At 60.5% G+C, this 25,012-nt stretch carries 26 protein-coding genes and 1 riboswitch; of the genes, 13 read left to right on the forward strand and 13 right to left on the reverse strand.

The window, feature by feature from the left end; all coding sequences use genetic code 11:
• Nucleotides 1–41: 41 nt before the first annotated feature.
• The 12 genes from lptC to cobO form a co-directional block, all read right to left on the reverse strand.
• Nucleotides 42–593, reverse strand: coding sequence for an LPS export ABC transporter periplasmic protein LptC (gene lptC / locus AADJ11_RS02145; RefSeq protein WP_341232913.1), 552 nt, complete (start codon nt 591–593; stop codon nt 42–44).
• Nucleotides 594–655: 62 nt separating this feature from the next.
• Nucleotides 656–1,618, reverse strand: a complete 963-nt coding sequence (locus tag AADJ11_RS02150; RefSeq protein ID WP_341232914.1) for a KpsF/GutQ family sugar-phosphate isomerase — start codon at nt 1,616–1,618, stop codon at nt 656–658.
• Nucleotides 1,615–2,229, reverse strand: a complete 615-nt coding sequence (locus AADJ11_RS02155) for a ribonuclease D (protein WP_341232915.1) — start codon at nt 2,227–2,229, stop codon at nt 1,615–1,617. The genes AADJ11_RS02150 and AADJ11_RS02155 overlap by 4 nt, the downstream gene beginning before the upstream one ends.
• 55 nt (nt 2,230–2,284) lie before the next feature.
• A complete protein-coding gene (locus AADJ11_RS02160) occupies nt 2,285–3,055 on the reverse strand; it encodes a PaaX family transcriptional regulator C-terminal domain-containing protein (RefSeq protein ID WP_341232916.1) in 771 nt (256 codons plus the stop codon).
• Nucleotides 3,045–5,069 carry a phenylacetic acid degradation bifunctional protein PaaZ gene (gene paaZ, locus AADJ11_RS02165; protein ID WP_341232917.1) on the reverse strand — a complete coding sequence of 675 codons (2,025 nt, stop codon included), beginning with the start codon at nt 5,067–5,069 and terminating at the stop codon, nt 3,045–3,047. Before paaZ ends, AADJ11_RS02160 begins: the two co-directional genes overlap by 11 nt.
• A gap of 10 nt (nt 5,070–5,079) precedes the next feature.
• Nucleotides 5,080–6,144: a 2Fe-2S iron-sulfur cluster-binding protein gene (locus AADJ11_RS02170; RefSeq protein ID WP_341232918.1), complete on the reverse strand. Its 1,065-nt coding sequence runs from the start codon at nt 6,142–6,144 to the stop codon at nt 5,080–5,082.
• A gap of 3 nt (nt 6,145–6,147) precedes the next feature.
• A complete protein-coding gene (paaD, locus tag AADJ11_RS02175; protein WP_341232919.1) occupies nt 6,148–6,615 on the reverse strand; it encodes a 1,2-phenylacetyl-CoA epoxidase subunit PaaD in 468 nt (155 codons plus the stop codon).
• Nucleotides 6,609–7,331, reverse strand: a complete 723-nt coding sequence (paaC, locus tag AADJ11_RS02180) for a 1,2-phenylacetyl-CoA epoxidase subunit PaaC (protein WP_341233649.1) — start codon at nt 7,329–7,331, stop codon at nt 6,609–6,611. Before paaC ends, paaD begins: the two co-directional genes overlap by 7 nt.
• Nucleotides 7,332–7,360: 29 nt before the next feature.
• Nucleotides 7,361–7,654 (reverse strand): 1,2-phenylacetyl-CoA epoxidase subunit PaaB, encoded by a 294-nt coding sequence (paaB, locus tag AADJ11_RS02185; RefSeq protein ID WP_341232920.1) that lies wholly within the window; start codon nt 7,652–7,654, stop codon nt 7,361–7,363.
• Between the two features lie 6 nt (nt 7,655–7,660).
• Nucleotides 7,661–8,653: a 1,2-phenylacetyl-CoA epoxidase subunit PaaA gene (gene paaA, locus AADJ11_RS02190; protein WP_341232921.1), complete on the reverse strand. Its 993-nt coding sequence runs from the start codon at nt 8,651–8,653 to the stop codon at nt 7,661–7,663.
• A 30-nt stretch (nt 8,654–8,683) separates the two neighbouring features.
• Nucleotides 8,684–9,889 carry a 3-oxoadipyl-CoA thiolase gene (gene pcaF / locus AADJ11_RS02195; RefSeq protein WP_341232922.1) on the reverse strand — a complete coding sequence of 402 codons (1,206 nt, stop codon included), beginning with the start codon at nt 9,887–9,889 and terminating at the stop codon, nt 8,684–8,686.
• A gap of 224 nt (nt 9,890–10,113) precedes the next feature.
• Complete coding sequence (gene cobO / locus AADJ11_RS02200) at nt 10,114–10,725, reverse strand: cob(I)yrinic acid a,c-diamide adenosyltransferase (RefSeq protein ID WP_341232923.1); 612 nt, start codon at nt 10,723–10,725, stop codon at nt 10,114–10,116.
• A gap of 37 nt (nt 10,726–10,762) precedes the next feature.
• A riboswitch (cobalamin riboswitch) is annotated at nt 10,763–10,971 on the forward strand.
• Nucleotides 10,972–11,064: 93 nt separating this feature from the next.
• Here cobO and AADJ11_RS02205 point away from each other — a divergent pair.
• Genes AADJ11_RS02205 through cobJ form a run of 7 tightly spaced genes read left to right on the forward strand, consistent with a single transcriptional unit; the run spans nt 11,065 to nt 19,081 of the window.
• Nucleotides 11,065–11,475 (forward strand): DUF1636 domain-containing protein, encoded by a 411-nt coding sequence (locus AADJ11_RS02205; protein WP_245764234.1) that lies wholly within the window; start codon nt 11,065–11,067, stop codon nt 11,473–11,475.
• Between the two features lies 1 nt (nt 11,476).
• Entirely contained in the window at nt 11,477–12,535 is a 1,059-nt protein-coding gene (cobW, locus tag AADJ11_RS02210) for a cobalamin biosynthesis protein CobW (RefSeq protein ID WP_339762060.1), read from the forward strand.
• A gap of 6 nt (nt 12,536–12,541) precedes the next feature.
• The gene (gene cobN / locus AADJ11_RS02215; protein ID WP_341232924.1) at nt 12,542–15,850 is read left to right on the forward strand and encodes a cobaltochelatase subunit CobN; all 3,309 of its coding nucleotides are present in this window, start codon (nt 12,542–12,544) and stop codon (nt 15,848–15,850) included.
• The gene (locus tag AADJ11_RS02220; protein WP_341232925.1) at nt 15,847–16,971 is read left to right on the forward strand and encodes a cobalamin biosynthesis protein CobG; all 1,125 of its coding nucleotides are present in this window, start codon (nt 15,847–15,849) and stop codon (nt 16,969–16,971) included. The genes cobN and AADJ11_RS02220 overlap by 4 nt, the downstream gene beginning before the upstream one ends.
• 6 nt (nt 16,972–16,977) lie before the next feature.
• Nucleotides 16,978–17,607, forward strand: coding sequence for a precorrin-8X methylmutase (locus AADJ11_RS02225; RefSeq protein ID WP_341232926.1), 630 nt, complete (start codon nt 16,978–16,980; stop codon nt 17,605–17,607).
• Nucleotides 17,604–18,332, forward strand: a complete 729-nt coding sequence (gene cobI / locus AADJ11_RS02230; RefSeq protein WP_341232927.1) for a precorrin-2 C(20)-methyltransferase — start codon at nt 17,604–17,606, stop codon at nt 18,330–18,332. The genes AADJ11_RS02225 and cobI overlap by 4 nt, the downstream gene beginning before the upstream one ends.
• Entirely contained in the window at nt 18,329–19,081 is a 753-nt protein-coding gene (gene cobJ / locus AADJ11_RS02235) for a precorrin-3B C(17)-methyltransferase (RefSeq protein WP_341232928.1), read from the forward strand. The genes cobI and cobJ overlap by 4 nt, the downstream gene beginning before the upstream one ends.
• Here the strand turns inward: cobJ and AADJ11_RS02240 are convergent.
• The gene (locus AADJ11_RS02240) at nt 19,054–19,809 is read right to left on the reverse strand and encodes a cobalt-precorrin-6A reductase (protein WP_341232929.1); all 756 of its coding nucleotides are present in this window, start codon (nt 19,807–19,809) and stop codon (nt 19,054–19,056) included. The genes cobJ and AADJ11_RS02240 overlap by 28 nt on opposite strands.
• Here AADJ11_RS02240 and cbiE point away from each other — a divergent pair.
• From cbiE to cobF, 6 genes are read left to right on the forward strand one after another with little or no spacing between them, the layout of a single operon-like run.
• Nucleotides 19,808–21,007: a precorrin-6y C5,15-methyltransferase (decarboxylating) subunit CbiE gene (gene cbiE, locus AADJ11_RS02245; protein ID WP_341232930.1), complete on the forward strand. Its 1,200-nt coding sequence runs from the start codon at nt 19,808–19,810 to the stop codon at nt 21,005–21,007. The two genes, AADJ11_RS02240 and cbiE, sit on opposite strands and share 2 nt — an antisense overlap.
• On the forward strand, nt 21,004–21,366 hold the full coding sequence (locus AADJ11_RS02250; protein ID WP_341232931.1) for a cobalamin biosynthesis protein: 363 nt from the start codon (nt 21,004–21,006) through the stop codon (nt 21,364–21,366). Before cbiE ends, AADJ11_RS02250 begins: the two co-directional genes overlap by 4 nt.
• Entirely contained in the window at nt 21,363–22,157 is a 795-nt protein-coding gene (gene cobM / locus AADJ11_RS02255) for a precorrin-4 C(11)-methyltransferase (protein ID WP_341232932.1), read from the forward strand. The genes AADJ11_RS02250 and cobM overlap by 4 nt, the downstream gene beginning before the upstream one ends.
• A complete protein-coding gene (locus tag AADJ11_RS02260; RefSeq protein ID WP_341232933.1) occupies nt 22,150–23,484 on the forward strand; it encodes a cobyrinate a,c-diamide synthase in 1,335 nt (444 codons plus the stop codon). The genes cobM and AADJ11_RS02260 overlap by 8 nt, the downstream gene beginning before the upstream one ends.
• A complete protein-coding gene (gene cobA, locus AADJ11_RS02265; RefSeq protein ID WP_341232934.1) occupies nt 23,481–24,206 on the forward strand; it encodes a uroporphyrinogen-III C-methyltransferase in 726 nt (241 codons plus the stop codon). The genes AADJ11_RS02260 and cobA overlap by 4 nt, the downstream gene beginning before the upstream one ends.
• The gene (cobF, locus tag AADJ11_RS02270) at nt 24,203–24,976 is read left to right on the forward strand and encodes a precorrin-6A synthase (deacetylating) (protein ID WP_341232935.1); all 774 of its coding nucleotides are present in this window, start codon (nt 24,203–24,205) and stop codon (nt 24,974–24,976) included. The genes cobA and cobF overlap by 4 nt, the downstream gene beginning before the upstream one ends.
• Nucleotides 24,977–25,012 lie beyond the last annotated feature (36 nt).

Raw genomic sequence — 25,012 nt, forward strand, 5'->3', positions numbered from 1 at the left:
GAACAACAAAAATAGCGGCAGCAGAAGGTATTTCACGCAGGTTACTCTATTAAAGGTTTCGGTTTATATATCAGCTTCACCCGATTTGTGAAAAACAATTGGGTGGCACCGCCATCTTCTGATTGTTCGACTGTCATTGAACCCGCCTCAAGCACGCCTTCGGGCGTTGTGCCGTAGACGGGGCCGGGGGAATTGATGCTAAGCGACGACAGGCCCGACGTCATGAAATCGCTTGTCATGCGGTACCCGTTCGAGGTCATGATAATCACGTCATTGGTCAGTTGCGCGGTATTGCGGCTCAGGTTGATCTCGGCCTCGCCAGACTGCAGCCGATAGGTGGTGCCTTGCGCCGTTTTGATCGTCACGCGGATATTTTCCGCTTTGTTTGCGCCAATCTTTCCTTCCGGCGTGGTCAGGACGTCGGCATAGAACATCAGCTCGTCCCCTTGCGCGGTAGAACCGGTAAAGAAGGGCGCGGTGATCTGTTGGTCGCGCAGCCTTTCTTGAATCTCTTTTTCCGCGAACGGGATAGCCTCACCCGGGTCAATGGCGCGCGACAGCAAGAACAAGGTCGACAGCAGCGCCAGGGCCATAAGCGGGAACAGCACCTTTAGCCAAGAGACTGTTCTGGTGTAGCGGTCCCCCTGCACTTTGGTTACCCCAGTCCGACGCGCAGGCAGTCGTGAATATGGATCAGGCCCGCTGGGATATTCTTGCCATCCGGTTCAACGACCAGCAGGCAGGTGATCTTGCGCGCATTCATCATCGCAACCGCCTTTTCAGCCAGTGCATCAGGCGCAATCGTGACGGGCGTCGCTGTCATGACGTCGCGTGTGGTCTTGGACATCAACCCATCCAGATGACGGCCCAAATCGCCGCTGGTGATGATCCCGGCAAGGGTGCCCGCGGCATCGGTCACGATGACCACGCCGAATGATTTACTGCTCATCATCATCAAGGCGTCAGACATCGGTGCGTCGTCTTTGACCATGGGCAGGGCATCGCCTGTGTGCATCAGGTCGGCCACACGGCTTAGCCGCGCCCCCAATTTGCCGCCCGGGTGGAATTCGCGGAAATGTTCGGCTGTGAACGACCGGTTTTCCATCAGCGCAATCGCAACCGCATCGCCCATGGCTAATGTCATGGTGGTCGATGTCGAGGGGACAACGCCGGTGCCGCAGGCCTCGGGCAGTTGGGGCAGCAACAAAACTACATCGCATTGCGCGCCAAGGCTGCTGCCCTCGCGGCTGGTGATGCCGATCAAGGGTATGGAAAAACGCCGCGAATAGGCGATCAGGTTGGCCAGTTCAGGGGCCTCGCCGGAATTCGAAATCGCCAACACCACATCATCGCCGGTGATCATCCCCAGATCGCCGTGGCTTGCCTCGGCGGGGTGGACGAATTGTGCGGGCGTGCCGGTGCTGGCGAGGGTCGCCGCGATCTTCTTGGCGATATGGCCGGATTTGCCGATGCCCGTGACGATCACACGGCCACGGGTGGCGACCAGCACGTCAATTGCCTGACGAAACCGATCATCCAGACTGTCAGCCAAAGCCGTCAGCGCGTCAGCCTCGGTGCGGATCACGCGCCGGGCGGTATCTAGGAATGGGGTGCTCATACGTGTGCAAAAATATCCGTGTCGGGCCAGCCTGCCAGATCTAGTTGGGCACGGGTGGGAAGAAAATCAAAACACGCTTGCGCGATGTCCATGCGGTCTTCGCGCAGCAGCATCACGTTCAACGCATCGCGCAGCTTGTGCAGGTGCAATACATCTGACGCGGCATAATCAATTTGTGCTTTGGTCAGCTTCTCCGCACCCCAATCGCTGGATTGTTGTTGTTTGGAAATATCGACGCTCAGCAATTCTTGGCACAGCTTTGCCAGCCCGTGACGGTCGGTATAGGTGCGTACAAGGCGGCTGGCGATTTTGGTGCAATAGACGGGTGCGGCCTTGGCCCCGAACCGGTTCAGCATCGCGGCGATGTCAAAGCGGCCAAAGTGAAACAGCTTGAGAACGTCAGGGTTTTCCAGCAGCGCACACAGGTTGGGCGCGGTAGTCTGGTCCTTGGCGATCTGCACCAGATGCGCGCGGCCATCCCCGCCAGAAAGCTGCACAACGCACAGACGGTCGCGGTGTGGATGCAGGCCCATAGTCTCGCAATCAATCGCGACGATTGCACCCAGATCAAGGCCGTCTGGCAGGTCATTTTGGTGTACTTTATGTGTCATGCCATCCCTATATCGCCCTCGCGCGCTTTGGGAAAGCACCGCTTTTTGGCGAGGGTTAAGCGGTGGCAATCTGCGTCGGGTCGGGCTGTGGATAACGCGCCAGCAGATCAGCGACCAGAACATGGGCTTTAAACCCGACCCAATCATCCCTGATCAGCGGTTTTGGCAAGGCCGGATGCTTGAGCGCCAGCCGCCGCCAGTTGTGCACGATCAAGCAACGAAGGGTCGCGATTTCAAGCGGGGTCAGTGCGTCCGGGGCGGGCAGATTTTGCGCCGCATGGGTCAGTGCCGTATGCAGCTGGGTGTAGCTTTCGGTCAAGGTTTGCGGCTCTAACTCGGCCTTAAGCCAATCAGGCGCGTCCGTACCGGCTGTCACATAGGCATCTTTTGGCGGTGCGATATTTGCCGGGCCGACAAAGACGCGCGGTCCCACTTGGGTGAACCCCTCAAGACCCAGGCTGTCGATATCGGTGGATTTCAGCAACAGCATTTGCCAGCTCGGGCACAGATCATCCGGGGGCGTGTAGATACGCGCGCTTGCCGTATCCGCTTGGGCGCGGCCATCGGGCGTCAGGCTGTGCAGGCTGATGCGCCCTTGTTTTTCAGACGCGATCCAATTGTCCTTGCGCAGCCGGTGCAGGGCGACACGGGCGGCCTCGGGCCGGACATCCATCGCCGCCATGATTGTGGATAACACAGGCCCATCGATCACATCGCCTTCGCGCCGCGCAAGATCACCGAACAGGCTGATCATCAGGGACCAGACCCGCTGCCCGCCAAGTTTTTTCAGCGCAGAGGTCGCATGGGCGAAATCATCAGTAAGCATTCATCGTCAGCAGTTCATATTCGGCCACAGCGGCATCATTCTGATTGGTCAGGGTTACATGCCAGCGTACCTCACCATATTCGTCATTGCGAGGGGTCTTTGCCTTGACGCTAAGCCGTACTTTGATGCTGTCGCCCGCCTGAACAGGGGCCATAAAGCGCAGATTATCCAAGCCGGTGTTCGCCAAGACGGGGCCGGGATCGGGCTGCACGAACAGGCCCGCCGCAAAGCTTAGCAATAGATAGCCATGGGCCACGCGACCCGGAAAGAACGGGTTCGCCTTGGCAGCATCTTCGTCCATATGGGCATAAAACGTATCGCCGGTGAAATGCGCAAAGGTTTCGATATCGTCCAGCGTGATGGTCCGGCTGGCGGAATTGAACGTCTCGCCCAGATCAAGATCGCCAAAGACTCGCGTGAACGGGTGATCGCGGTCGGATATCTCAGTTGCACCCGGCACCCATTGTTTTCCGATGGCGGTCAGAATGTCGGGGCTGCCCTGAATGGCGGTGCGCTGCATGTAATGCATGACCCCACGGATGCCGCCCAATTCTTCGCCACCGCCCGCACGCCCCGGCCCGCCATGCACCATATGGGGCAGGGGGGCACCGTGGCCTGTCGCCTCGGCCATGGATGTGCGGTTGTTGAAGTAAAGCCGCCCGTGGAACGCACCTGCGCCCATCGCCATTTGCCGCGCGATATCCCCGTCGCGGGTGATGACAGAGGCGACCAGCGATCCTTTGCCCTTGTTCAGCAGCTCAATCGCATGGTCGGTGTCGCGGTAGGGCATGATGGTCGAGACCGGGCCAAATGCCTCGGTATCATGAACACGGACCGCGTCGTCTGGGTCTGCACAATAGAACAGCATCGGCGGGACGAATGCCCCTTTTTCGCGGTCAACACCATCAACGGTAAAGCTGTCAGGGTCACCAAAGACGCGCTCGGCCTCCGCCCCGATCAGCGCGGCCTTTTCCAGCACGTCACGGCGTTGAGATTGCGAGACTAACGCGCCCATTTTTGTGGTTTCCAACCGTGGATCACCGATGGTCACCTTGGCCAGTTGTGCGGAAATTGCGGCGATCATTGCGTCGATATGCGGCTCTGGCACCATGATCCGGCGAATGGCCGTACATTTCTGTCCAGCTTTCGCGGTCATCTCGCGCTGGACCTCTTTGACGAACAGATCGAATTCGGGCGTTCCTGGGGCCGCATCAGACCCTAACACGGACGCATTCAGGCTATCTTGCTCGGACGCAAAGCGAACCGACCGTTCCAACAACGCGGGATTGCTGCGCAGATTGTTTGCGGTTTCGGCAGAGCCCGTGAAGCTGACCACATCCTGACAATCGAGGTGATCCAGCATATCGCCCAACCCGCCGGTCACCAATTGGATCGCGCCATCTGGCAGGATGCCGGACTGGATCATCAGCCGAAAACACGTCTCGGTTACATAACAGGTCGCCGTTGCGGGTTTCACGATGGCGGGAACGCCGGCCAGCAGGGTCGGGGCGAGCTTTTCCAGCATTCCCCAGACCGGAAAGTTGAACGCGTTGATATGGACGGCGACGCCTTGCAGCGGCGTACAGATATGCCGGCCCATAAACTGACCCGCACGGCCCAATTGTTCGGGTGGACCATCCAGAAATACCTGATCATCCGGCATCTCGCGTCGGCCCTTGGCGGCATAAACCTGCATCGTGCCGATACCGCCATCCACATCGATCATATGGTCGAATTGGGTGCCGCCGGTGTCGAAACTCAGGTCATATAGGCTCTGTTTATGGTCTTTTAGATAGCCAGCTAGCGCCTTGAGCATCTTGGCGCGGTCATGAAACGTCAGTTTGCGCAGGGCGGGGCCGCCAACATCATGGGCAAACGACAACATCGCCTGAATATCCAGCGCGTCATTCCCCGCCTGCGCGATCACCTCGCCGGTAATGGCGCTGGCGATGCTGCGCGAACCGGCCCCCGGATTGATCCACTGTCCAGCGCCAAAGCTTTGAATGTCGCGCATGATAGGCTCCTTAGTGATGATCGTAATCGATAACGAGGGTGTCGCTGACCGGATAACTTTGGCAGCTCAAACGATAGCCGCGTTCGACTTCGTAATCCTCCAACGCGTGGTTCGACAGCATTTCAACCTCGCCCTCGGTCACCTTGCACATACAGGTTGAACAAACGCCCGCCTTGCAGGCAAATGGCGCATCCAGATTGTTTTCCAGCGCAGCCTCAAGCACGGATTGGCCTTTGGTCATGGTGAAACTATGGGCGGCACCGTCAATGGTTACGGTCACTTGCGTAAGGGCTTGGTCTTCGCTGCGCTTGGCCATTTCCTGCTTGGCCAGACGCCCTTGCTGGCTTTCGCTGAACAGCTCGAATTTGATCTGATCAGGCTCTAACCCGTGGGTTTTTAGAGATTCTGCAATGGCCAGCATCATCGGCTCCGGCCCGCAGATAAACGCGGTATCGATGTTTTTGATGTCGATCCAGGTCTTGAACAAAGCATCGCATTTGGCTTGATCGATGCGCCCTGTAAACAGGTCAATGTCCTGACCAGATTCAAGCATGTGGATCACACTCAGCCGCCCCATAAAGCGGTTCTTGAGGTCTTCGAGCTCTTCGCGAAACATGATCGTGTTCACGGCGCGGTTTGCATAGACCAGCGTAAAGGTCGATTGCGGCTCGCGCATCAAAACCGTTTTCAGGATCGACAACACTGGCGTGATCCCCGACCCGCCTGCAAACCCGAGGTAATTCTTCGAGATATCAGGCTCTAACGCGGTGAAAAACTTGCCTTGGGGCGGCATCGCGTGCAGCGTATCCCCGACCTTGAGCGTTTCATTCGCAAAGGTGGAAAAGGCCCCGCCGTCAACGCGTTTGATCCCAACCTGCAACACCCCATCATCCAATCCGGCACAGATCGAATAGTTGCGACGTAACTCTGTACCGTCGAAATCCTGCTTGAACGTCAGATATTGGCCTTGGGTAAAATCAAATGCGCTGGGGTCTTCGGGCTGAAGTGTCAGTACCACCGCATCGCGGATCGTGTGGTGAATATCAGTCACTAATAAGGGGAGAAATTGGTTCATAGGTCAGATGCACTTGAAATAATCAAAGGGTTCCAGACAGTCGGTGCAACGCCATTGCGCCTTGCAGGGGGTCGATCCGAACTGGCTGATCTTTTCCACATGCGTGGATTTGCAGCGGGGGCAGTGTTGCGGACCGCCGGCGGGTTGGGGCGGGGCGATCCCGTAACCTTCAAGCTTGGCGCGGCCGCTATCCGTCATCCAATCTGACGTCCAAGCAGGCGAAAGTTGCCGCTTTAGAGCCAGTTTTTCGATCCCATGCCCGCGCAAGGCGGTTTCGATATCAAGGTTGATGATCGTGGTGGCGGGGCAGCCGGAATAGGTGGGCGTTACCGTGACCTCAAGCGTATCATCCTGCCATTGGACATCGCGGATAATTCCCAGATCGGTCAGGGATATGACAGGAATTTCGGGGTCTGGCACAGCGTCAAGCCAGCCCCAAACAGTCTCTAACGTGGGTCTTTCGACTACCATGTGGCATCCGGATAGGCGCGTTGCAGCCATTGCATTTGCGTCAGCATATGGCCCAGATGTTCGGAATGCCGCTTGCCTGATTTACCACCCTGATGCCCAAAATCATCCTGCGGTTTCGTCAGCGTGGCGGCGGTGAACACATCGTCCAACAGCGCGTCATAGGCAGGCCGAAGCGACGTTGGATCGGGCGCAATGCCCGCATCAACCATCGCGGCATCCACATCGTCTGAGGTGAACATTTCCCCGACATAGGGCCACAATTTATCCAATGCGGCCTGCATCCGGGTGTGGCTTTCCTCGGTCCCGTCGCCCAGACCAATCACCGTGTCGGTGGCGCGTTCCAGATGATAGGTTACCTCTTTCGATGACTTCTCGGCGATGGCGGCTATCTGTGTGTTGCTGCTGTCCATCAGCGCGTGCAATTGCGACAGATGCCACGCGTCAAACAGGAACTGGCGCATCATGGTCTGGCCGAAATCACCGTTAGGCTGTTCGACTAGTAACAGATTGCGAAAATCCCAAACATCTCGGTGAAACGCCAGCTTGTCGGCATCGCGGCCTGCGTCCTCAACCTCTCCGGCTAGGTCCAGCCACAGGGTCGTTTGCCCGATCAGATCAAGCGCCGTATTGGCCAGCGCGATGTCTTCTTCGAGGACGGGCGCATGGCCGCACCATTCGGACACGCGGTGGCCCAGCACCAACGTATTGTCGCCCATGCGGCACAGGTATTCGAAAAGGTGGTCGCTCACATTGCACCCACTTCATCGGGGATGTCGAAAAACGTCGGGTGGCGATACACTTTGTCGTTGGCAGGCTCATAAAGCGACCCTTTTTCCTCGGGCGAGGAGGCGGCGATATCAGAGGCTTGGACGACCCAAATGCTGACGCCTTCATTGCGGCGGGTATATACATCGCGGGCGTTCTTGATCGCCATTTCGGCGTCAGGCGCGTGCAGTGATCCGACGTGGCGGTGGCTTAGCCCGTGTTGACCACGGATGAAAATTTCGAACAGGGGCCATTCTTGTGTGGGGTTGGTCATGTCAAATTACTCCGCTGCCAGTTTCGCTGCGCGCTTTTTCGCGGCGTGGGCCATCAGCCCGTCACGCACCCATGCGCCGTCATCCCACGCCTTGTTCCGCGCGGCCAAGCGTTCCTTGTTGCAGGGGCCGTTGCCGCGCAGCACGTCAAAGAATTCATCCCAATCGGGCTGGGTGAAGTCATAATGCCCGCGTTCCTCGTTCCATTTCAGATCGGGGTCGGGGACGGTCAGGCCCAGATATTCGGCCTGCGGGACGCATTCATCGACGAATTTCTGGCGCAGCTCGTCATTGCTGTTCATCTTGATCTTCCACGCCATGGATTGCGCCGAATGGACCGAATTTTCGTCAGACGGGCCGAACATCATCAGTGCGGGGCCCCAGAAACGATTCAACGCGTCCTGCGCCATCTTTTTCTGCGCTTTTGTGCCATTCGCCATTTTCATCATGATGTCGTAGCCTTGGCGCTGGTGGAAAGATTCCTCTTTACAGATGCGGACCATCGCGCGGGCATAGGGGCCGTAGGATGTACGCTGCAATGGCACCTGATTCATGATCGCGGCACCATCAACCAACCAGCCCACAGCGCCCATATCTGCCCATGTTAGGGTCGGATAATTGAAGATCGAGGAGTATTTCATCTTGCCCGACAACAAGTCGCGGGTCAGTTGGTCGCGGGTGACGCCAAGGGTCTCGGCGGCACAATAAAGATACAAACCGTGGCCTGCTTCATCCTGTACCTTCGCCAGCAGGATCGCCTTGCGTTCCAGCGTGGGCGCGCGGGTGATCCAGTTACCCTCGGGCAGTTGGCCGACGATTTCAGAATGGGCATGTTGGCCGATCTGCCGGATCAGGTTCTTGCGATACCCGTCCGGCATCCAGTCTTTCGGTTCAATTTTGCCGCCTGCGTTAATCCGTTCCTGAAAGGCGCGTTCTTGCGGATCCATTTCGTCGAGGGATTTGACGCCTTCGCCGGTGGATTTGATCATCTGTGCATACATCGTTCAGATCCTTTCAGGTGGGATTAACAGTTAGCTTGCGCGTTCCAAAATGATGGCGACCCCTTGGCCGACACCAACGCACATGGTGCACAAGGCATAGCGGCCGCCTGTGCGTTTCAATTGCAGCGCGGCGGTCATAACCAACCGTGCGCCGGACATGCCCAGTGGGTGACCGATGGCAATCGCACCGCCATTGGCATTCACATGCGGCGCGTCGTCGGCAACCCCAAGGGCGCGCAGGGTGGCGATGCCTTGGCTGGCGAAGGCCTCGTTCAGTTCGATCACATCCATCTGGTCGATGGTCAGACCGGCGCGGGCCAGAACCTTTTGGCTGGCAGGGACCGGGCCAATACCCATGACGCGCGGTTCAACACCGGCGGCTGAAATACCCACGACGCGGGCAATCGGGGTCAGGCCGTGCTGGTTGGCAGCGGCCTCGGACGCCATCAGCATCGCGGCGGCACCGTCGTTTACGCCAGAGGCATTGCCGGCGGTGACCGTCAGGTCGGGGCCGTTGATCGGGCGCAGTTTGGTCAGCGCTTCCATCGACGTGCCGGGCCGTGGGTGTTCGTCGCGGTCAAATACAATCGGATCGCCCTTGCGTTGCGGGATTGTGACTGGCGCGATTTCATCCGCGAAAATGCCAGCCTTGTCTGCAGCATCCCAACGGTCTTGGCTGCGTTTGGCAAATGCGTCTTGATCGGCGCGGCTGACGTCATAGTCGGTGGCCACGTTATCGCCGGTTTCAGGCATCGATTCGACGCCATATTGCGCCTTCATCTTGGGGTTCACGAACCGCCAGCCGATGGTGGTGTCATAGACGGCATTGTTGCGCGAAAACGCGGTTTCGGCCTTGGGCATGACAAACGGCGCGCGCGTCATGCTTTCAACGCCGCCAGCAATCGCCAGATCCATATCGCCTGCCTTGATCGCGCGGGCGGCGGCACCGACGGCATCCATGCCCGAGGCGCACAAACGGTTGATTGTGGCACCCGGCACATCCACCGGCAGGCCAGCTAGCAATGCGGCCATACGCGCCACGTTACGGTTATCTTCGCCCGCTTGGTTGGCACAGCCAAAGATCACATCGTCCACCTTTGACCAATCCAGGTCAGGGTGGCGCGCCATCAGCGCAGCGATTGGCACAGCAGCCAGATCATCGGCCCGAACCGATGACAAAGCCCCGCCAAAACGGCCAATGGGTGTGCGCTGTGCGTCACAAATGAAAGCGTCCATGAAAGTCTCCCTTGATTAATGAGCCTAGGGATAGTCGCGATTCGCCGCAACTTAAATGTTACTTAAATGAAGAATAATTTTACAATATGTAACATGATTAAGACGTCGCTAAACAGCATTAAACGCGTGGAGTCGAAGGGGCGAGACCACGCGTTCAGGGTCGCCGTAAGCGACGTAACTATATGAAAGAAGACAGGATAAACGCAGCAGCTTAGTGCTGCGGCTTACATCTCCACGCCGTTTTGCGCTTTGATACCATCGCGGAACGGATGCTTGACCAAGGTCATCTCGGTGACCAGATCGGCGGCTTCGATCAGCTCTGGCTTGGCGTTGCGGCCGGTCAGGCAAACATGGGTCATCGCCGGTTTCTGGTGCAGCAGGAAATCCACCACCTCGTCGATGTCCAGGTAATCATAGCGCAGGGCGATGTTGATCTCGTCCAGCAGAACGAACTGAATTTCGGGGTCCAGGATCTGTTCCTTGGCCATCTTCCAACCGTTTTGCGCGGCGGCGATATCGCGTTCGCGGTCTTGGGTTTCCCAAGTGAACCCTTCGCCGGACACGAAGAACCGGCATTCATCGGCAAAACGTTCGGTCAGGAACTTGCGCTCTCCGGTGACCCAATTGCCTTTGATGAACTGCACCACAGCGCAGGGCATACCATGGGCAATGCAGCGCATGATCATACCAAAGCCCGAGGATGATTTCCCCTTGCCTGCACCGGTATGCACGATGATCAAACCCTTTTCGTCGGTCTTGGTCTGCATCATCTTATCGCGCGCAGCCTTAATCTTGCGCATCTTTTCGGTATGGCGGGCGTTGATGTCCTCGGTCATTGGGGTTCCTCGTTCTTGACAAGTCTCGTGGATTAGGACCATCTGCCCTTATGCTGGTTCCTGTGTAAACAGGTGAAAAGGGAATGTGTATCCGGTTTTATATCGGTAAATACAGCCGCCCCCGCGACCGTGAACGGATTTGAGGAGGATCAACGCCACTGGCCGAAGGCTGGGAAGGCAGATCCACCGTGGGCCAACGCCCGACAACCGTGAGCCGGGAGACCTGCCAGCAAGAGATGCCAAGACCGGACGGGGTGTTCCGGTGTCGGGGTTTGTTCCGTGTGTCGGTTCGCCTCGTCATCAGACCCGCGTTCCATTTACCAGATGGGACCGAGGACCATGAAAGATACTGAACAAAACGCCACCGGCGGCGGGCAACCAACACAGCTTTTGGTTTGCGTGAAATGTCGTCGTGGCCAAGAAACGCCCGAAGATGACCGGCGGCCGGGTCAAGCGCTCTATGACCGGATTGTCGCACTTGATCTGCCCGATGGGGTGCAGGTGGCCCCGGTTGAATGTCTGCAAAACTGCGACCACGGGTGCACCGTTGCACTGCGCGGGGACAGTGACAAATGGACCTATGTTTTCGCCAATGTAGACGAGGGCGACCACCCCGAGATGATCCTGGACGGGGCCGCGCGCTATCATGCGACCCGCGATGGTTTGATCCCTTGGCGCGAACGCCCTGAACACTTCAAACGCAATTGCGTTGCCCGCATTCCCCCTCTTTCTCAACCGCTGGAGTCCTGAGATGACTGATTTCGCAAAATTGCCTGTAACCGTGATCACCGGCTTTCTGGGGTCTGGTAAAACGACACTGATCCGCAACCTGATGCAAAACCCCGGCGGCAAACGTCTGGCCATTATCGTCAACGAATTTGGCGATGTGGGTGTTGATGGTGATATCCTGAAAAGCTGCGCCATCCCCGATTGCCCCGAGGAAAACATTCTGGAACTGGCGAATGGCTGCATTTGCTGCACCGTTGCCGATGATTTCATTCCCACGATCGAGGCATTGATGGCGCTGAACCCGCGCCCCGATCACATCTTGATCGAAACCTCTGGTCTGGCGCTGCCCAAGCCGCTTTTGAAAGCGTTTGATTGGCCTGATATCCGGTCGAAGATCACTGTGGACGGCGTCATCGCGCTGGCCGATGCCGAAGCCGTCGCAGCAGGTCGTTTCGCGCCCAATGTCGCAGCGGTCGATGCGCAGCGTCTGGCGGATGAAAGCATTGATCATGAAACGCCATTGTCCGAAGTATTCGAAGATCAGATTTCCTGCGCCGATATCATTTTGCTGACCAAGCCTGATCTGGCTGGTCCCGAGGGCGTTGCCAAAGCCAAAGCATTGATCAACGCAGAAACGCCGCGCCCCTTGCCCATTATCGAGGTGGCCGAAGGTGTGGTTGATCCGCGGATCATTCTGGGGCTTGAGGCCGCCGCCGAAGATGACATGGACGCCCGACCCAGCCATCACGACGGCCATGATGATCACGAACATGACGATTTTGAATCAATTGTCGTGGATATTCCTGAACAGACTGACCCTGCCGCCTTGGTCGCCGCCATCGAAGGGCTGGCGCGCGATCACAACATACTGCGGATCAAGGGATACGCCGCTGTGACAGGCAAGCCCATGCGCCTTTTGGTGCAAGCAGTTGGTGCGCGTGTGCGGCATCAATATGACCGACCATGGGGCGCAGATGAGGCGCGCCAAGGGCGTTTGGTTGTGATTGCCGAGCATGATGATATCGCCCCCGATGTGATCCGCGCCGCCTTGGGCGCTGTGCAAAGCCAGGCTGCCGAGTAACCAGATATGCATGTCATATTTCGGGAAAGCCATGGGTTGGAGGAGACCGACACACCAACAGATCTGGGGCAGGACGCCGCAGATCTGGTGGTGCTTTCGCTATCTGATTCCGATCTGGGGGCCTTTGCCGAAGCATGGCATCGGGGCGGCGGGGCCGAGGGGCGTCTGCCGTCTTTGCGATTGGCGAATATCGCCGCATTAAAACACCCGCTGTCCGTCGATACCTATGTGGAAAACACATTGTCCGGTGCGCGCGGCATCTTGATCCGATTAATTGGCGGCGTGCCCTATTGGCCCTATGGGCTGCAACAAATCCGCGCGCTGGCCCAATCACGCGGGATTGCTTTGGCGGTTTTGCCTGCCGATGGCCGCGCCGATAGCCGTCTTGATGATATGTCGACATTGCCCGTCTCGACCCTGCGCAGGTTATCGCATCTGTGCACGACGGGCGGGGTGGTTGCGGCGCAGGCTGCACTGGCGCAACTGGCGCTGGCGGCGGGGTTATATGCCGGACCGGTGCAGGGGGCCAAAGGGTTGCCCTCCGTTGGCGCATGGACGCCTGAAACCGGGGCGGCCTGCCCGGTGGTGGCAATGGGTCACTCCGCCGCTTTGGCTGGGCGGTCGCGGATCGTAATTGTTTTTTATCGCTCGTATCTGGTGGCCGCTGATCTTGCGCCGATCACGGCGCTGTTTGACGCATTTCGCCAGCGCGGCTGCGATGTGATCGCGTTGTTTGCCCCCTCGCTCAAGGCTCCTGATGCGGCGGGCTGGCTGCGCAGGCAGATCACCCAACTGGCCCCCAGTGCCATCGTGAATGCCACCGCATTTTCGGGCAAGGGTGACGATGGCACCTCCCCCCTTGATGCCGCCGGTGTGCCCGTTTTTCAGGTGGCGCTGGCCACCTCGACCCGCGACGCGTGGAGTGAGGCCGAGCGCGGGCTATCCCCCGCCGACCTTGCAATGCATGTTGTCCTGCCCGAGGTCGACGGCCGTATTATGGCTGGCGTCGCGTCGTTCAAACAACCGGGCACGCGCGACGATCATCTGCAGTTTTCCCGCTACGCCCATCAGCCGGACCCCAGCCGGATCACGGCCATCGTCGGGCGTGTCATGGGCTGGCTTGATCTGGCGGCCAAGGCTCCGCAAGCGCGGCGCGTGGCGCTGGTGCTGTCGACCTATCCGGGCAAGGATTGGAACATGGGCCATGCGGTTGGTTTGGATGCCCCCCAATCGGCCACCGCTATTCTGGACGACCTAACCGCTTCTGGATATCAGACAGGATCGCCCGATGATCTGCCCCTGCAAGACGCCCTGCTGGCCCGCAGCGCCCGCTGGCCGCTCAGTGCTTACAAGGCCGCGTTGGCCCGCCTGCCGCAGCAATTGATCGATGATCTGGAGGAAGCTTGGGGTGCCCCCGAAGCAGATACAGACGTTGAAGACGGCGCATTTTGCTTTGCCGCCGTTCAGCGCGGCCATGTCGTGACCGCACTGCAACCCGAACGCGGCACACCGCAGGGGCGCGAGGACAGTTATCATGATTTGTCGCGGGTGCCGCGCCATGCCTATGTCGCCTTTTATCTGTGGCTTCAGCAAGAATGCGATGCGCTGGTTCATATTGGTGCCCATGGCACGCTGGAATGGCTGCCGGGCAAGTCCGTCGCGCTGTCGGACGCCTGCTGGCCAGAGGTACTGACCGGAAGCCTGCCGGTGATCTATCCGTTTATCGTCAATGACCCGGGCGAGGCCGCGCAGGCTAAACGGCGCATTGGCGCGGTGACGTTGGGCCATATCCCGCCGCCGATGCAAGTCAGCGAAACGCCCGACCGCTTGGCGCGGCTCGAGGCGTTGCTGGATGAATTTTCGAATGCTGACGGGTTGGACCCGCGCCGCCGTGACCGGCTTCAGGGCGATATCCGCGCCGAAGCACAGGCGCAGGGTGTCGAAGCTGATCTGGGGTTGGATGACGCGTCGTGCAGCGCCGAGGCGATTGGCCGGATCGACCGGTTTGTCTGTGACATCAAGGAAAGCCAGTTTGGCGTTGGTCTGCATATTTGGGGCCGACCACCTGCAAGTGATACGGCGTTTGCGACCGAAAGCTCGGTTCAAGGGGAACGCCGCGCGCTGTTGGACGCACTCGACGGGCGTCGCATTGCCCCCGGTCCGTCCGGTTCACCCTATCGCGGGCGGCGCGATGTGCTGCCGACCGGGCGCAATCTGTTCACGACCGATCCGCGCGCGGTGCCCACGCGGGCGGCCTATGCGCAGGGTCTGGTGCTGGCGCAAGAACTGGTCCGGCGGCATTTACAAGACGAAGGCGACTGGCCGCGCGGCGTGATCGTTGATCTGTGGGGGTCGGCCACCATGCGCACCGCAGGCGAGGAATTCGCCATGGCGCTGGCGCTGCTGGGCGTGCGCCCGGTCTGGGATGCGGGATCAGAGCGTGTTTCGGGCATTGAGGTTCTGCCCATCGCCGAGCTGGACCGCCCGCGCGTTGACGTGACCCTGCGGGTGTCCGGCCTGTTCCGCGATGTGTTTCCGACCCTGTCCGCACTTTATGCGCAGGCGGTGCGCGCTCTTGCTGCGCGTGAAGAGGCACCGGATTGGAACCCGTTCGCCGGACGTGCGGAACTTGCCCGTGTCTACGGGCCTGCGCCGGGGCAGTTCGGGTTTGGCATGGGGTCCGCGCTGGAAACCTATGACGATGCAAGCCGACGTGCGGCGGGGGAGGCATGGCTGAAGGCGAGCAGCTGGGCGCTGGATGGCGACGCCGCCGTGCAAGACCCCAGCGGTATCGCCAACCGGGTCGCCAGTGCCGACAGTTTTGTCCACCTTCAGGATTTGCCGGAAACCGATCTGCTGCTGGCCAGCGATTACGCCACTCACGAGGCCGGCTTTGCCGCAGCGCAACGGGTCACCGGTGGGCAGGCCAAGCTGTACCATCTGGACAATACCGATCCCGAAAACCCTCGCGCGCGGGGCCTGACCGAAGAAATTGCCCGCGTGGTTCATGCCCGTGCGGCGCATCCGGGCTGGATTGCAGGCATGAAACAGCATGGATTCCGCGGCGCGGCCGAGATGGCGGCGACTTTGGATCACATGGCCAGCTTTGCCCATCTGGCAGGTGCCGTACCGCCGCATTTGTTCGATTTGTACCACGATGCCACCTTGGGTGACCCTGAAACCGATGATTTCTTGCGCGATGCGAACCCGCAGGCCCATGCAGCGATGCAGGCGCGCTTTGCCGCGTTGTTGCGGGCCGGGCTATGGCAAACGCGGCGCAATTCGGTGCTGGCAGGTCTGGAGGCATTGTCGTGACCCAAGCGCCCATGGTCAAAGGCTGGTGCCCCGGTGCCTATCAGCCGATGATGGCGGCCGATGGGTTGGTCATGCGGGTGCGGCCAAAACTAGCGCGGCTCACGGTGGATCAGGCGCGGGGGCTGTGCGATATCGCTCTGCGCTATGGGTCGGGCCATATTGATCTGACCAACCGCGCAAACCTGCAAATACGCGGTGTAACCGAGGCCGATCATGACGCCGTTTTAATGGGGCTGGGCGGGCTTGGCCTGCTGGATGAAGACCCCGCGATGGAGCGTCGTCGCAATATCCTTGTCGCGCCGTTCTGGACCGCTGACGATATGACGGCGACCCTGACCGCGCAGCTTTTGGCGCGTTTGGGGGATTTGCCGGACTTGCCAACCAAGGTGGGCTTTGCCGTTGATTGCGACCCCGCTGGCCCGCTGTTGTCCAACGATCCCGCCGATATACGGCTGGAGCAGGGCCATGACGGCCTGATCCTACGGGCCGATGGCTGTGCCACTGGTCGCCCTGTGACCCTGCACACCGCAATCCCTGCGTTGATCGAAATGGCGATCTGGTTGGCGGATCATGTCACACCACAGGCGCGGCGCATGGCGGCTGTGGTCGCTGATACGCCCTTGCCCAAGGCTTGGACGGCCAGCCCGCCTTCGCCACCGCAGTCACGCCCGCACTTGGGTAGCAACTTCGGTGGCCCCTTAATCGGCGCGCCCTTTGGGCAAATCGATGCGCGTGCCTTGCTGCGCATACTTGGCGATGCGCAGGGGCTGCGGGTCACACCATGGCGGGCGTTTGTGCTTGAGGGGGCCACCGCCCCCAGTGACCCCGCATTTATCACCACTGCTGATGATCCGCTGATGCGCGTCGATGCCTGCCCCGGTGCGCCGCTTTGTGCCTCGGCCAGCGTGGAAACCCGCGATCTTGCGCGCCGATTGGCACCGCTGGTCACGGGCAGCCTGCATGTGTCGGGCTGTAGCAAAGGCTGCGCACGGGCGCGGCCGGCTGACCTTACCCTCGTCGGGCGGGACGGGACATTTGATCTTGTGCGGGGGGGCCGCGCAGGTGATACCCCCCTTAAAACAGGGCTGCGCCCTGATAAACTGCTGACCGGAGAATTCTGAACCCTCATGTCTTACAGCTATGAAATGGATGGCGCGGCCATCTACAAACAATCCTTTGCCATGATCCGTGCCGAGGCCGATCTGGACGCGTTTTCACCGCAAGAGGAACCCATCGTCGTGCGCATGATCCATGCCTGCGGGATGGTCGGTCTGGAAAAACACGTGCGCCTGTCGCCGGGTTTTGCCGATGCGGCGCGCGCGGCTTTGGCGAATGGCGCACCGATCCTGTGCGATGCGCGCATGGTGTCCGAAGGGGTGACCCGGGCCCGCCTTCCGGCGGACAATCAGGTAATTTGCACGCTGCATGATAGCGCCGTGAAAGACATGGCGGCCCAAATGGGCAACACCCGCTCTGCCGCCGCGCTCGAGCTGTGGCGGCCCCATCTGGCGGGTGCGCTGGTTGCGATTGGTAATGCACCCACCGCGCTGTTTCATCTGCTGAATATGCTGGAAGACCCCGATTGCCCGCGTCCGGCTGCGATCATCGGCTGCCCTGTCGGCTTTGTCGGGGCGCGCGAAAGCAAGGATGCCTTGTGGGCGGATCAACCCGTGCCCAGTTGCATTGTCGAAGGGCGTTTGGGTGGCAGTGCCATTACCGTCGCGGCGGTCAATGCCATCGCGAGCTATGCCGAATGACCGTTGGTACGGTTCATGGTGTCGGCCTTGGCCCCGGCGATCCTGATCTGATGAGCCTGCGCGCCCACCGTTTGCTGACCGGCGCGCGCCATGTCGCGTTTTTCCGCAAGGCGGGGCGTGATGGTCAGGCCCGCAAGATCATCAACGGGTTGCTGCGGCCTGATGTGGTCGAATTCGCCATGGAATATCCCGTTACCACGGAAATCCCCCTGACCGACCCGCGCTATAATGAAATTTTGTCGGGTTTCTATGCTGATTGCGCCGCGCATCTGCGCGGGCTGGCAGAGGGCGGCGAAGATGTGGTTGTGCTCAGCGAGGGCGACCCGTTCTTTTATGGATCGTTCATGCATGTCTATACGCGGCTGCGCGATCACGTGCCGGTTCAGGTCGTGCCTGCCATCACCGGCATGTCTGCCGCTTGGACAGCCACGGGCGCGCCGATCACGTGGGGCGATGATATCCTGACCGTGCTGATGGGCACCTTGAACGCGCAAGAGCTGACAGCGCGGATGAAAACCACCGATGCGCTGGTGGTTATGAAAATCGGCCGCAACATCGACAAGGTACGCGATGCGCTAAAGGCGGCGGGCAAATATGACGATGCGTGGCTGGTTGAATATGCCAGCATGCCGGGCCAGACCGTGCAACGCCTGTCAGAGGCCGAAGACCGCGTGACACCGTATTTTTCGATCATTGTTGTGCACGGGCAGGGACGGCGGCCATGACCGGTTGGGTGAAAATCGTCGGGCTTGGCCCCGGTGCGGATGATCTGGTCACCCCGCAGGTGGCGGATGCCTTGGCCCAGGCCACCGATGTGATCGGCTATATCCCCTATGTCGCGCGTGTTGCTGCGCGCCCCGGCCTGACCCTGCACCCCAGTGATAACCGGGTCGAGCTGGACAGGGCGGCCCACGCACTGACCTTGGCAGCAGACGGGCAGCGCGTTGTGGTGGTATCGTCTGGTGATCCGGGCGTTTTCGCCATGGCCTCGGCCGTTTTCGAGGCGCTTGAGGACGGGCCAGCTGAATGGCGCGAGTTGAAAATCGACGTGCTGCCGGGGATCACAGCAATGCTTGCCGCCGCCGCGCGGGCTGGCGCGCCACTGGGGCATGATTTCTGCGCCATTAACCTAAGCGACAACCTCAAGCCGTGGGCGTTGATCGAAAAACGTCTGCGACTGGCGGTCGAGGGCGATTTCGCGATGGCGTTTTATAACCCACGGTCAAAATCGCGGCCCGATGGCTTTGTCCGCACGCTTGAGGTGTTGAACGAAGCCTGCGGCGATGAGCGGCCCATCATCTTTGCGCGCGCGGTTTCCACACCGGATGAAAATATTCGCGTGGTGGCATTGCCCGATGCACGGCCTGAAATGGCAGACATGCGCACAGTCGTTATTGTCGGGGCGTCAAACACGCGGGTGATCGAAGGGGCGGATGGCCCCATCGTTTATACTCCCAGATCGGTCCTGCCATGATTGATCCAGTCCAGAACCGCAGCCACATCATGGGCCTCGGGGCGGTTGGGCAATGCGGGTCGGTCGATCATGATCATAGGGATTCCAAGGGTACGGGCGGCCAACAGCTTGGCCTGCGCGCCGGTCCCGCCGGAGTTTTTGGAGACGCCACGGGTAATACCGTGGTCGCGCATAAGCGCCAGATCGCCGTCGGCGGTGAATGGCCCGCGATCCAGCACGATTTTATGATCGGGAAAGGGCAATGGCCCATCGGGCGCATCAATCAGGCGCAGCAGATAGAAATGCTGCGGGTTGGGCGCGAATTCGGCCAGATGCATCCGGCCGACGGCCAGAAAGATACGCTCGGGCGGGCCGTTAAGTGCGGCAACGGCACCTTTGATGTCGGGCACGTGGGTCCAACTGTCCTGCGCGGTGGCCTGCCACGGCGCGCGGGTCAGCGCGATCAGCGGCGTGCCGGTTTGCCGGGTGGCGATAACGGCGTTGTGGCTCATCTGCGCGGCAAAGGGATGCGTCGCGTCGATCACATGGGTGATGTTGTTATCGCGGATGTAGCGTGCCAGCCCTTCGGGACCGCCAAACCCGCCAGAGCGTTGCGGCAGCGGTTGACGGATCGGTCTGGCCACACGGCCCGCCAGCGACACGGTGCCGGACAGCCCAACGCGGTGCATTTCGTTGCACAGCGCTGTGGCCTCGGTCGTGCCGCCCAGGATCAGGGGGTTGGTGTGCATGGCTGACTCGCTTTGGTTGACCATCATTGGACTGGGCGAAGATGGCGCAGATGGCCTTGGCTCTGCAAGCCTTGCGGCGTTGGCAGAGGCAGAAATCGTCATGGGCGCGCCGCGTCATCTGGATTTGCTACCAGATGTGCAAGCCGAACGGATCGTCTGGCCGGTGCCCTTTGCCGATGGGGTTGATCAATTGCTAGCGCTGCGCGGTCGGCGGGTTGTGATGCTGGCCTCGGGTGATCCGTTCTGGTTCGGGGCGGGGACCAGCATGATGCGCCACCTTGCACCGGGGGAATGGCGCGCATTGCCGGGCGTATCGACCTTTTCACTGGCAGCGAGCGCGATGGGTTGGCCGCTTGAGGCGACACAATGTTTCGGCCTGCACGCGGCCCCGTTGACCCGGCTGCGCCCGGCCCTTGCCCAAGGCGTGCGGCTGATCGTGTTGTTGCGCGATGGGGCTGCGGTTGCGGCGCTGGGGGACTACCTGACGGCGCAAGGTTGGGGCGCTTCAAATGTTTGCGTTCTTGAGGCGCTGGGCGGACCGCGAGCACGGCGCAGTGATCTGATGGCTGCCGATTTGAGCGGCGCTGAATTCGGGCATCCTGTCTGCGCCGCAGTGCAGGTTGCGGGCGATGGTGTTCCCCTGCCGCTTGCCAGTGGCCGCCCCGATGAATTCTTTGACAGCGACGGCACCATGACAAAGCGCCCGGTGCGCGCGCTGACCTTGTCGGCGCTGGCCCCGCGCCCGTTTCAGCATTTGTGGGATATTGGTAGCGGGTCAGGATCCATCGCGATTGAATGGCTGCTGAGCGATCCAAGCCTAAGCGCCACCGCGATCGAGCTAGACACCACGCGTGCGGCGCGGATTGTGTCAAACGCCGCCGCCCTTGGGGTGGACCGGTTGCACGTGGTCGAAGGCGCTGCACCGCATGCGTTGGCGACACTCCCCATGCCCGACACGGTTTTCGTGGGGGGCGGTTTGTCGGCGTCGCTGCTGGATTGGATTTACGACACTGTACCATCCGGCACGCGGTTGGTGGCAAATGCCGTGACATTGGAAAGCGAAACGCTGTTGATGCAGGCGCAATCGGCCCGTGGCGGCGATCTGCTGCGGATTGAGCTGGCCCAAGCGGCACCGCTGGGCACAAGACGCGGCTGGAAATCCAGCTACCCCATTGTGCAATGGAGCGTGACACTATGATCGTTGCAGGTTTCGGATTTCGCAAGTCGGCTGACGTGAACAGCCTGCGCAGTGCCCTTGCGCTGCATGATGTCACACCCGATCTGATCGCCACGGCGGCGGCGAAAGCGGGCGATACACCCTTTGCCGATCTGGCGCGGGCGCTTGGCGTGACTGCCAATGCCGTGCCGCCTGAACACCTGATGGCGCAACCGGTGCTGACCAGTTCCACCGCTTCGCAGAAAACCTATGGCACTGGCAGCGTCGCCGAAGCGGCAGCCCTTGCGGCAGCCGGACCGGGCGCACGTTTGCTAGGCCCCCGCCTGATTTCACCTGACACGTTGGCAACCTGCGCCATCGCTATTGGAGACCCAACATGACCATTCATTTCATCGGCGCTGGCCCCGGCGCACCTGACCTGCTGACCCTGCGTGGCCGCGATATCATCGCATCCTGCCCTGTGTGCCTATATGCCGGATCGCTGGTGCCCGAGGCGATTTTGGATCACTGCCCCGAAGGGGCGACCATCATCAACACTGCGGCGCTGGATCTGGATGCGATCATCGCACATATGCAAACCGCCCATGCGGCGGGGCAGGATGTGGCGCGGCTGCATTCGGGGGATTTGTCGGTCTGGTCTGCCATGGGCGAACAGATGCGCCGTTTGCGCGCGTTGGACATCCCAGTTTCGGTGACACCGGGTGTGCCGTCTTTTGCCGCTGCTGCTGCCGCCCTTGGGACGGAACTGACCCTGCCGGGGTTGGCGCAGTCGGTTGTGCTGACCCGCACGCCGGGCCGCGCATCCAGCATGCCCAAGGGCGAGACGCTGACCAACTTTGCAGCAACGGGCGCGACGCTTGCCATTCACCTTTCGGTGCAAAATATCGCATCTGTCACCGCCGATCTAACCCCGGCCTATGGCGCTGATTGCCCCGTCGCCGTGGTCTACCGCGCCAGTTGGCCGGATCAGCAGATTATCCGCGGTACGCTGGCCGATATCGGCGGGCGGCTTGGCGCGGATATTACCCGCACGGCGCTGATCCTTGTGGGGCCTGCGCTGGCGGGCGAAGGGTTCGACGAAAGCTGCCTATATTCGGTGGATTACGACCGCCGCTATCGCCCGCAAACGGCGGACAGCCCATGGGCAGGATGGAGCGAAGGCGATGACTGATACCGCAGGTTTCCCGCCCGGCCTGATGATATCGGCCCCGTCATCGGGCACCGGCAAAACAACCGTGATGCTGGGCCTTTTGCGCGCTTTGTCCGAGGATGGGCTAACCGTGCAGCCCTATAAATCGGGGCCTGATTATATCGACCCCGCGTTCCACCGCGCCGCCTGCGGGCGGGCGTCGTTTAATATGGACACCTGGGCCATGGGGCCGAATTTGCTGGGGGCCGTTGCGGCGCAAGCCCAAGGTGCAGATATCTGTATCGCCGAAGGGTCGATGGGTCTCTATGATGGTGTAGCAACGCGCGGGCAGATCGGATTTGGCAGCAGTTCCGAAACCGCTGCGCGCATGGGCTGGCCGGTTGTTCTGGTGGTTGACGTCAGCGGGCAGGCACAGTCGGCGGCGGCAACGGCATTGGGATTCAAGGCGTATATGCCGGATCTGCCCTTTGCTGGCGTGATTTTGAACCGGGTCGCATCGCCGCGCCACGAACGGTTGGCGCGTCTGGGGATGGAGAAAGCGGGCCTGACGGTACTGGGGTCCTTGCCCCGGCGCGGTGATCTGGCGCTACCCGAACGCCATCTGGGTTTGATCCAAGCGGTCGAACATCCCGATCTTGAGGAAGCGATCAAGGGTTACGCCAATTTCCTGCGCGATCATATCGATCTTGCGGCGATCCGCGCGGCGGCTACTGGTCAACCTGCGCAAGCCGGCATGTTCCACTTGCCCAAACCACCCGCGCAACGCATTGCCTTGGCGCAAGACGCGGCGTTTTCGTTCACCTATCCGCATCTGCTGGAAGGCTGGCGCGCTGCAGGGGCCGAGATATTGCCATTCTCGCCCTTGGCGGATGAAGCGCCGGATGCCAGTGCGGATCTGGTCTGGCTGCCGGGGGGATACCCCGAATTGCACGCCGGACGTCTGGCAAGCGCCGACCGTTTTCGCGCGGGGCTGGTAAAGCACGCGCAAGATCGCCCCATTCATGGGGAATGCGGTGGCTATATGGCGCTTGGCGCTGCCTTGATCGACAAAGACGGGGTATCGCACCAGATGGCTGGGCTTTTGGGGCTGGTGACAAGCTATGAAAAGCGCAAGTTCCACCTTGGTTATCGTCGGGTTGAACTTGTCGCGGGGATGCCGGGATTTGACGCAGGGGACAAGCTGTTCGGGCATGAATTTCACTATTCGACGATCCTTGAACAACCTGATGCGCCGCTGGCCAAAGTGTCGGATGCTGATGGCAACCCCGTGCCAGAAACCGGATCGCAGAACGGGCATGTGACGGGCACGTTTTTCCATCTGATTACACCACAAGAGGCCCCAAAATGACCGGATTTGTCAGCTTTGTCGGGTCGGGTCCGGGGGATCCTGAGCTGTTGACGCTAAAGGCCGTTGACCGGTTGAAACGCGCCGACGCGGTTTTGTTTGATGACCTAAGCGCCGGGCCGATCCTTGAATATGCGCGCAACGGTGCGGATCTGATTGGCGTGGGCAAACGCGCCGGACGGGCCTCGCCCAAACAGGACCACGTTAGCCGCCTTTTGGTGGATTACGCACAGATTGACCAACGGGTCGTGCGTCTGAAATCCGGCGATGGCGGGTTGTTTGGCCGTCTTGAGGAAGAGCTGGTCGCGTTGAGAGCCGCTGGCATCCCCTACGAGATTATCCCCGGTATTCCGTCGGCGGTGGCGGCTGCGGCGGCCATCGGCATTCCACTGACGCGCCGGTTGACTGCGCGGCGGGTGCAATTTGTAACGGGCCACGATGTGACAGGCAAATTGCCGGGGGATGTGAACCTGCTGGCGCTTGCCGATCCTGCCGCATCAACGGTTGTCTTTATGGGCAAACGCACATTTCCGGCGTTGCTGGAAAAGCTGTTGGCCCATGGGTTGCCCGCCGACACCCCTGCCATTATGGCCGAGGACGTCAGCCGCCCAGAACAGCGCATCACACGGGCGACGGTCAGCGATCTGGCCGAGCAGCTGGCGCTTGAGGTCGGCAATAGCGCGGCATTGATCCTTTACGGCCCCTTGGCGCACGAGCTGCCATGAGCGCCGCACCGCATCATACAATCGAGGACCTTTGGCTGATTGGCATTGGTACAGGCAGCCCCGCCCATGTCACGGGCGAAGGGATGCAGGCGTTGCGCGATGCGGCGGTGATCCTTGTACCAGACAAGGGCGACGATAAGGGCGATCTCTTAACCCTGCGACACAATATCTTGACGCAAAGTGGCACGGCGGCGCAGGTCATCCGGTTTGAATATCCGGTGCGCGATCCGGCGTTGCCCTATCAGGACCGCGTCGCGCAGTGGCACGATGAAATCGCGCGCCGTTGGCAGGCAGCCATGGCCGAGGCTGACCGTGCAGGCCCCGTCGCGTTGTTGGTGTGGGGCGATCCGTCGCTGTATGACAGCACCCTGCGCATTGCGGGCAGGCTTGCCCCCGCACCGCGTCTGCGCGTTGTGCCCGGGATCACCGCCATTCAGGCGCTGACGGCGGCACATGCCTTGCCCCTGAACACGGTCAATGGCCCGGTCACGATCACCACCGGTCGCCGCCTGCGCGATCAGGGATGGCCGCAAGGGGCCGAAACAGTGGTTGTGATGCTGGACGGCGATTGCACCTTTCAAGACTTGCCCGCCGATACGCTGATTTGGTGGGGCGCGTTTTTGGGCATGCCAGAGCAAATTCTGGATCACGGCCGGATTGGCGATGTGGCAGACCGGATCGCCCAGACAAGGGCAGATGCCCGGGCGCAGCATGGCTGGATCATGGATACCTATCTTTTGCGCAAGGATGCTAACGGTTCTGGCGAATAGACTGACCCGCAGGTTTCGGCGCAGCTTTAGTGATTG

Origin of the sequence: uncultured Sulfitobacter sp. (genome assembly GCF_964021855.1) — a bacterium.
In the GTDB taxonomy this organism is placed as follows: Bacteria; Pseudomonadota; Alphaproteobacteria; order Rhodobacterales; family Rhodobacteraceae; genus Sulfitobacter.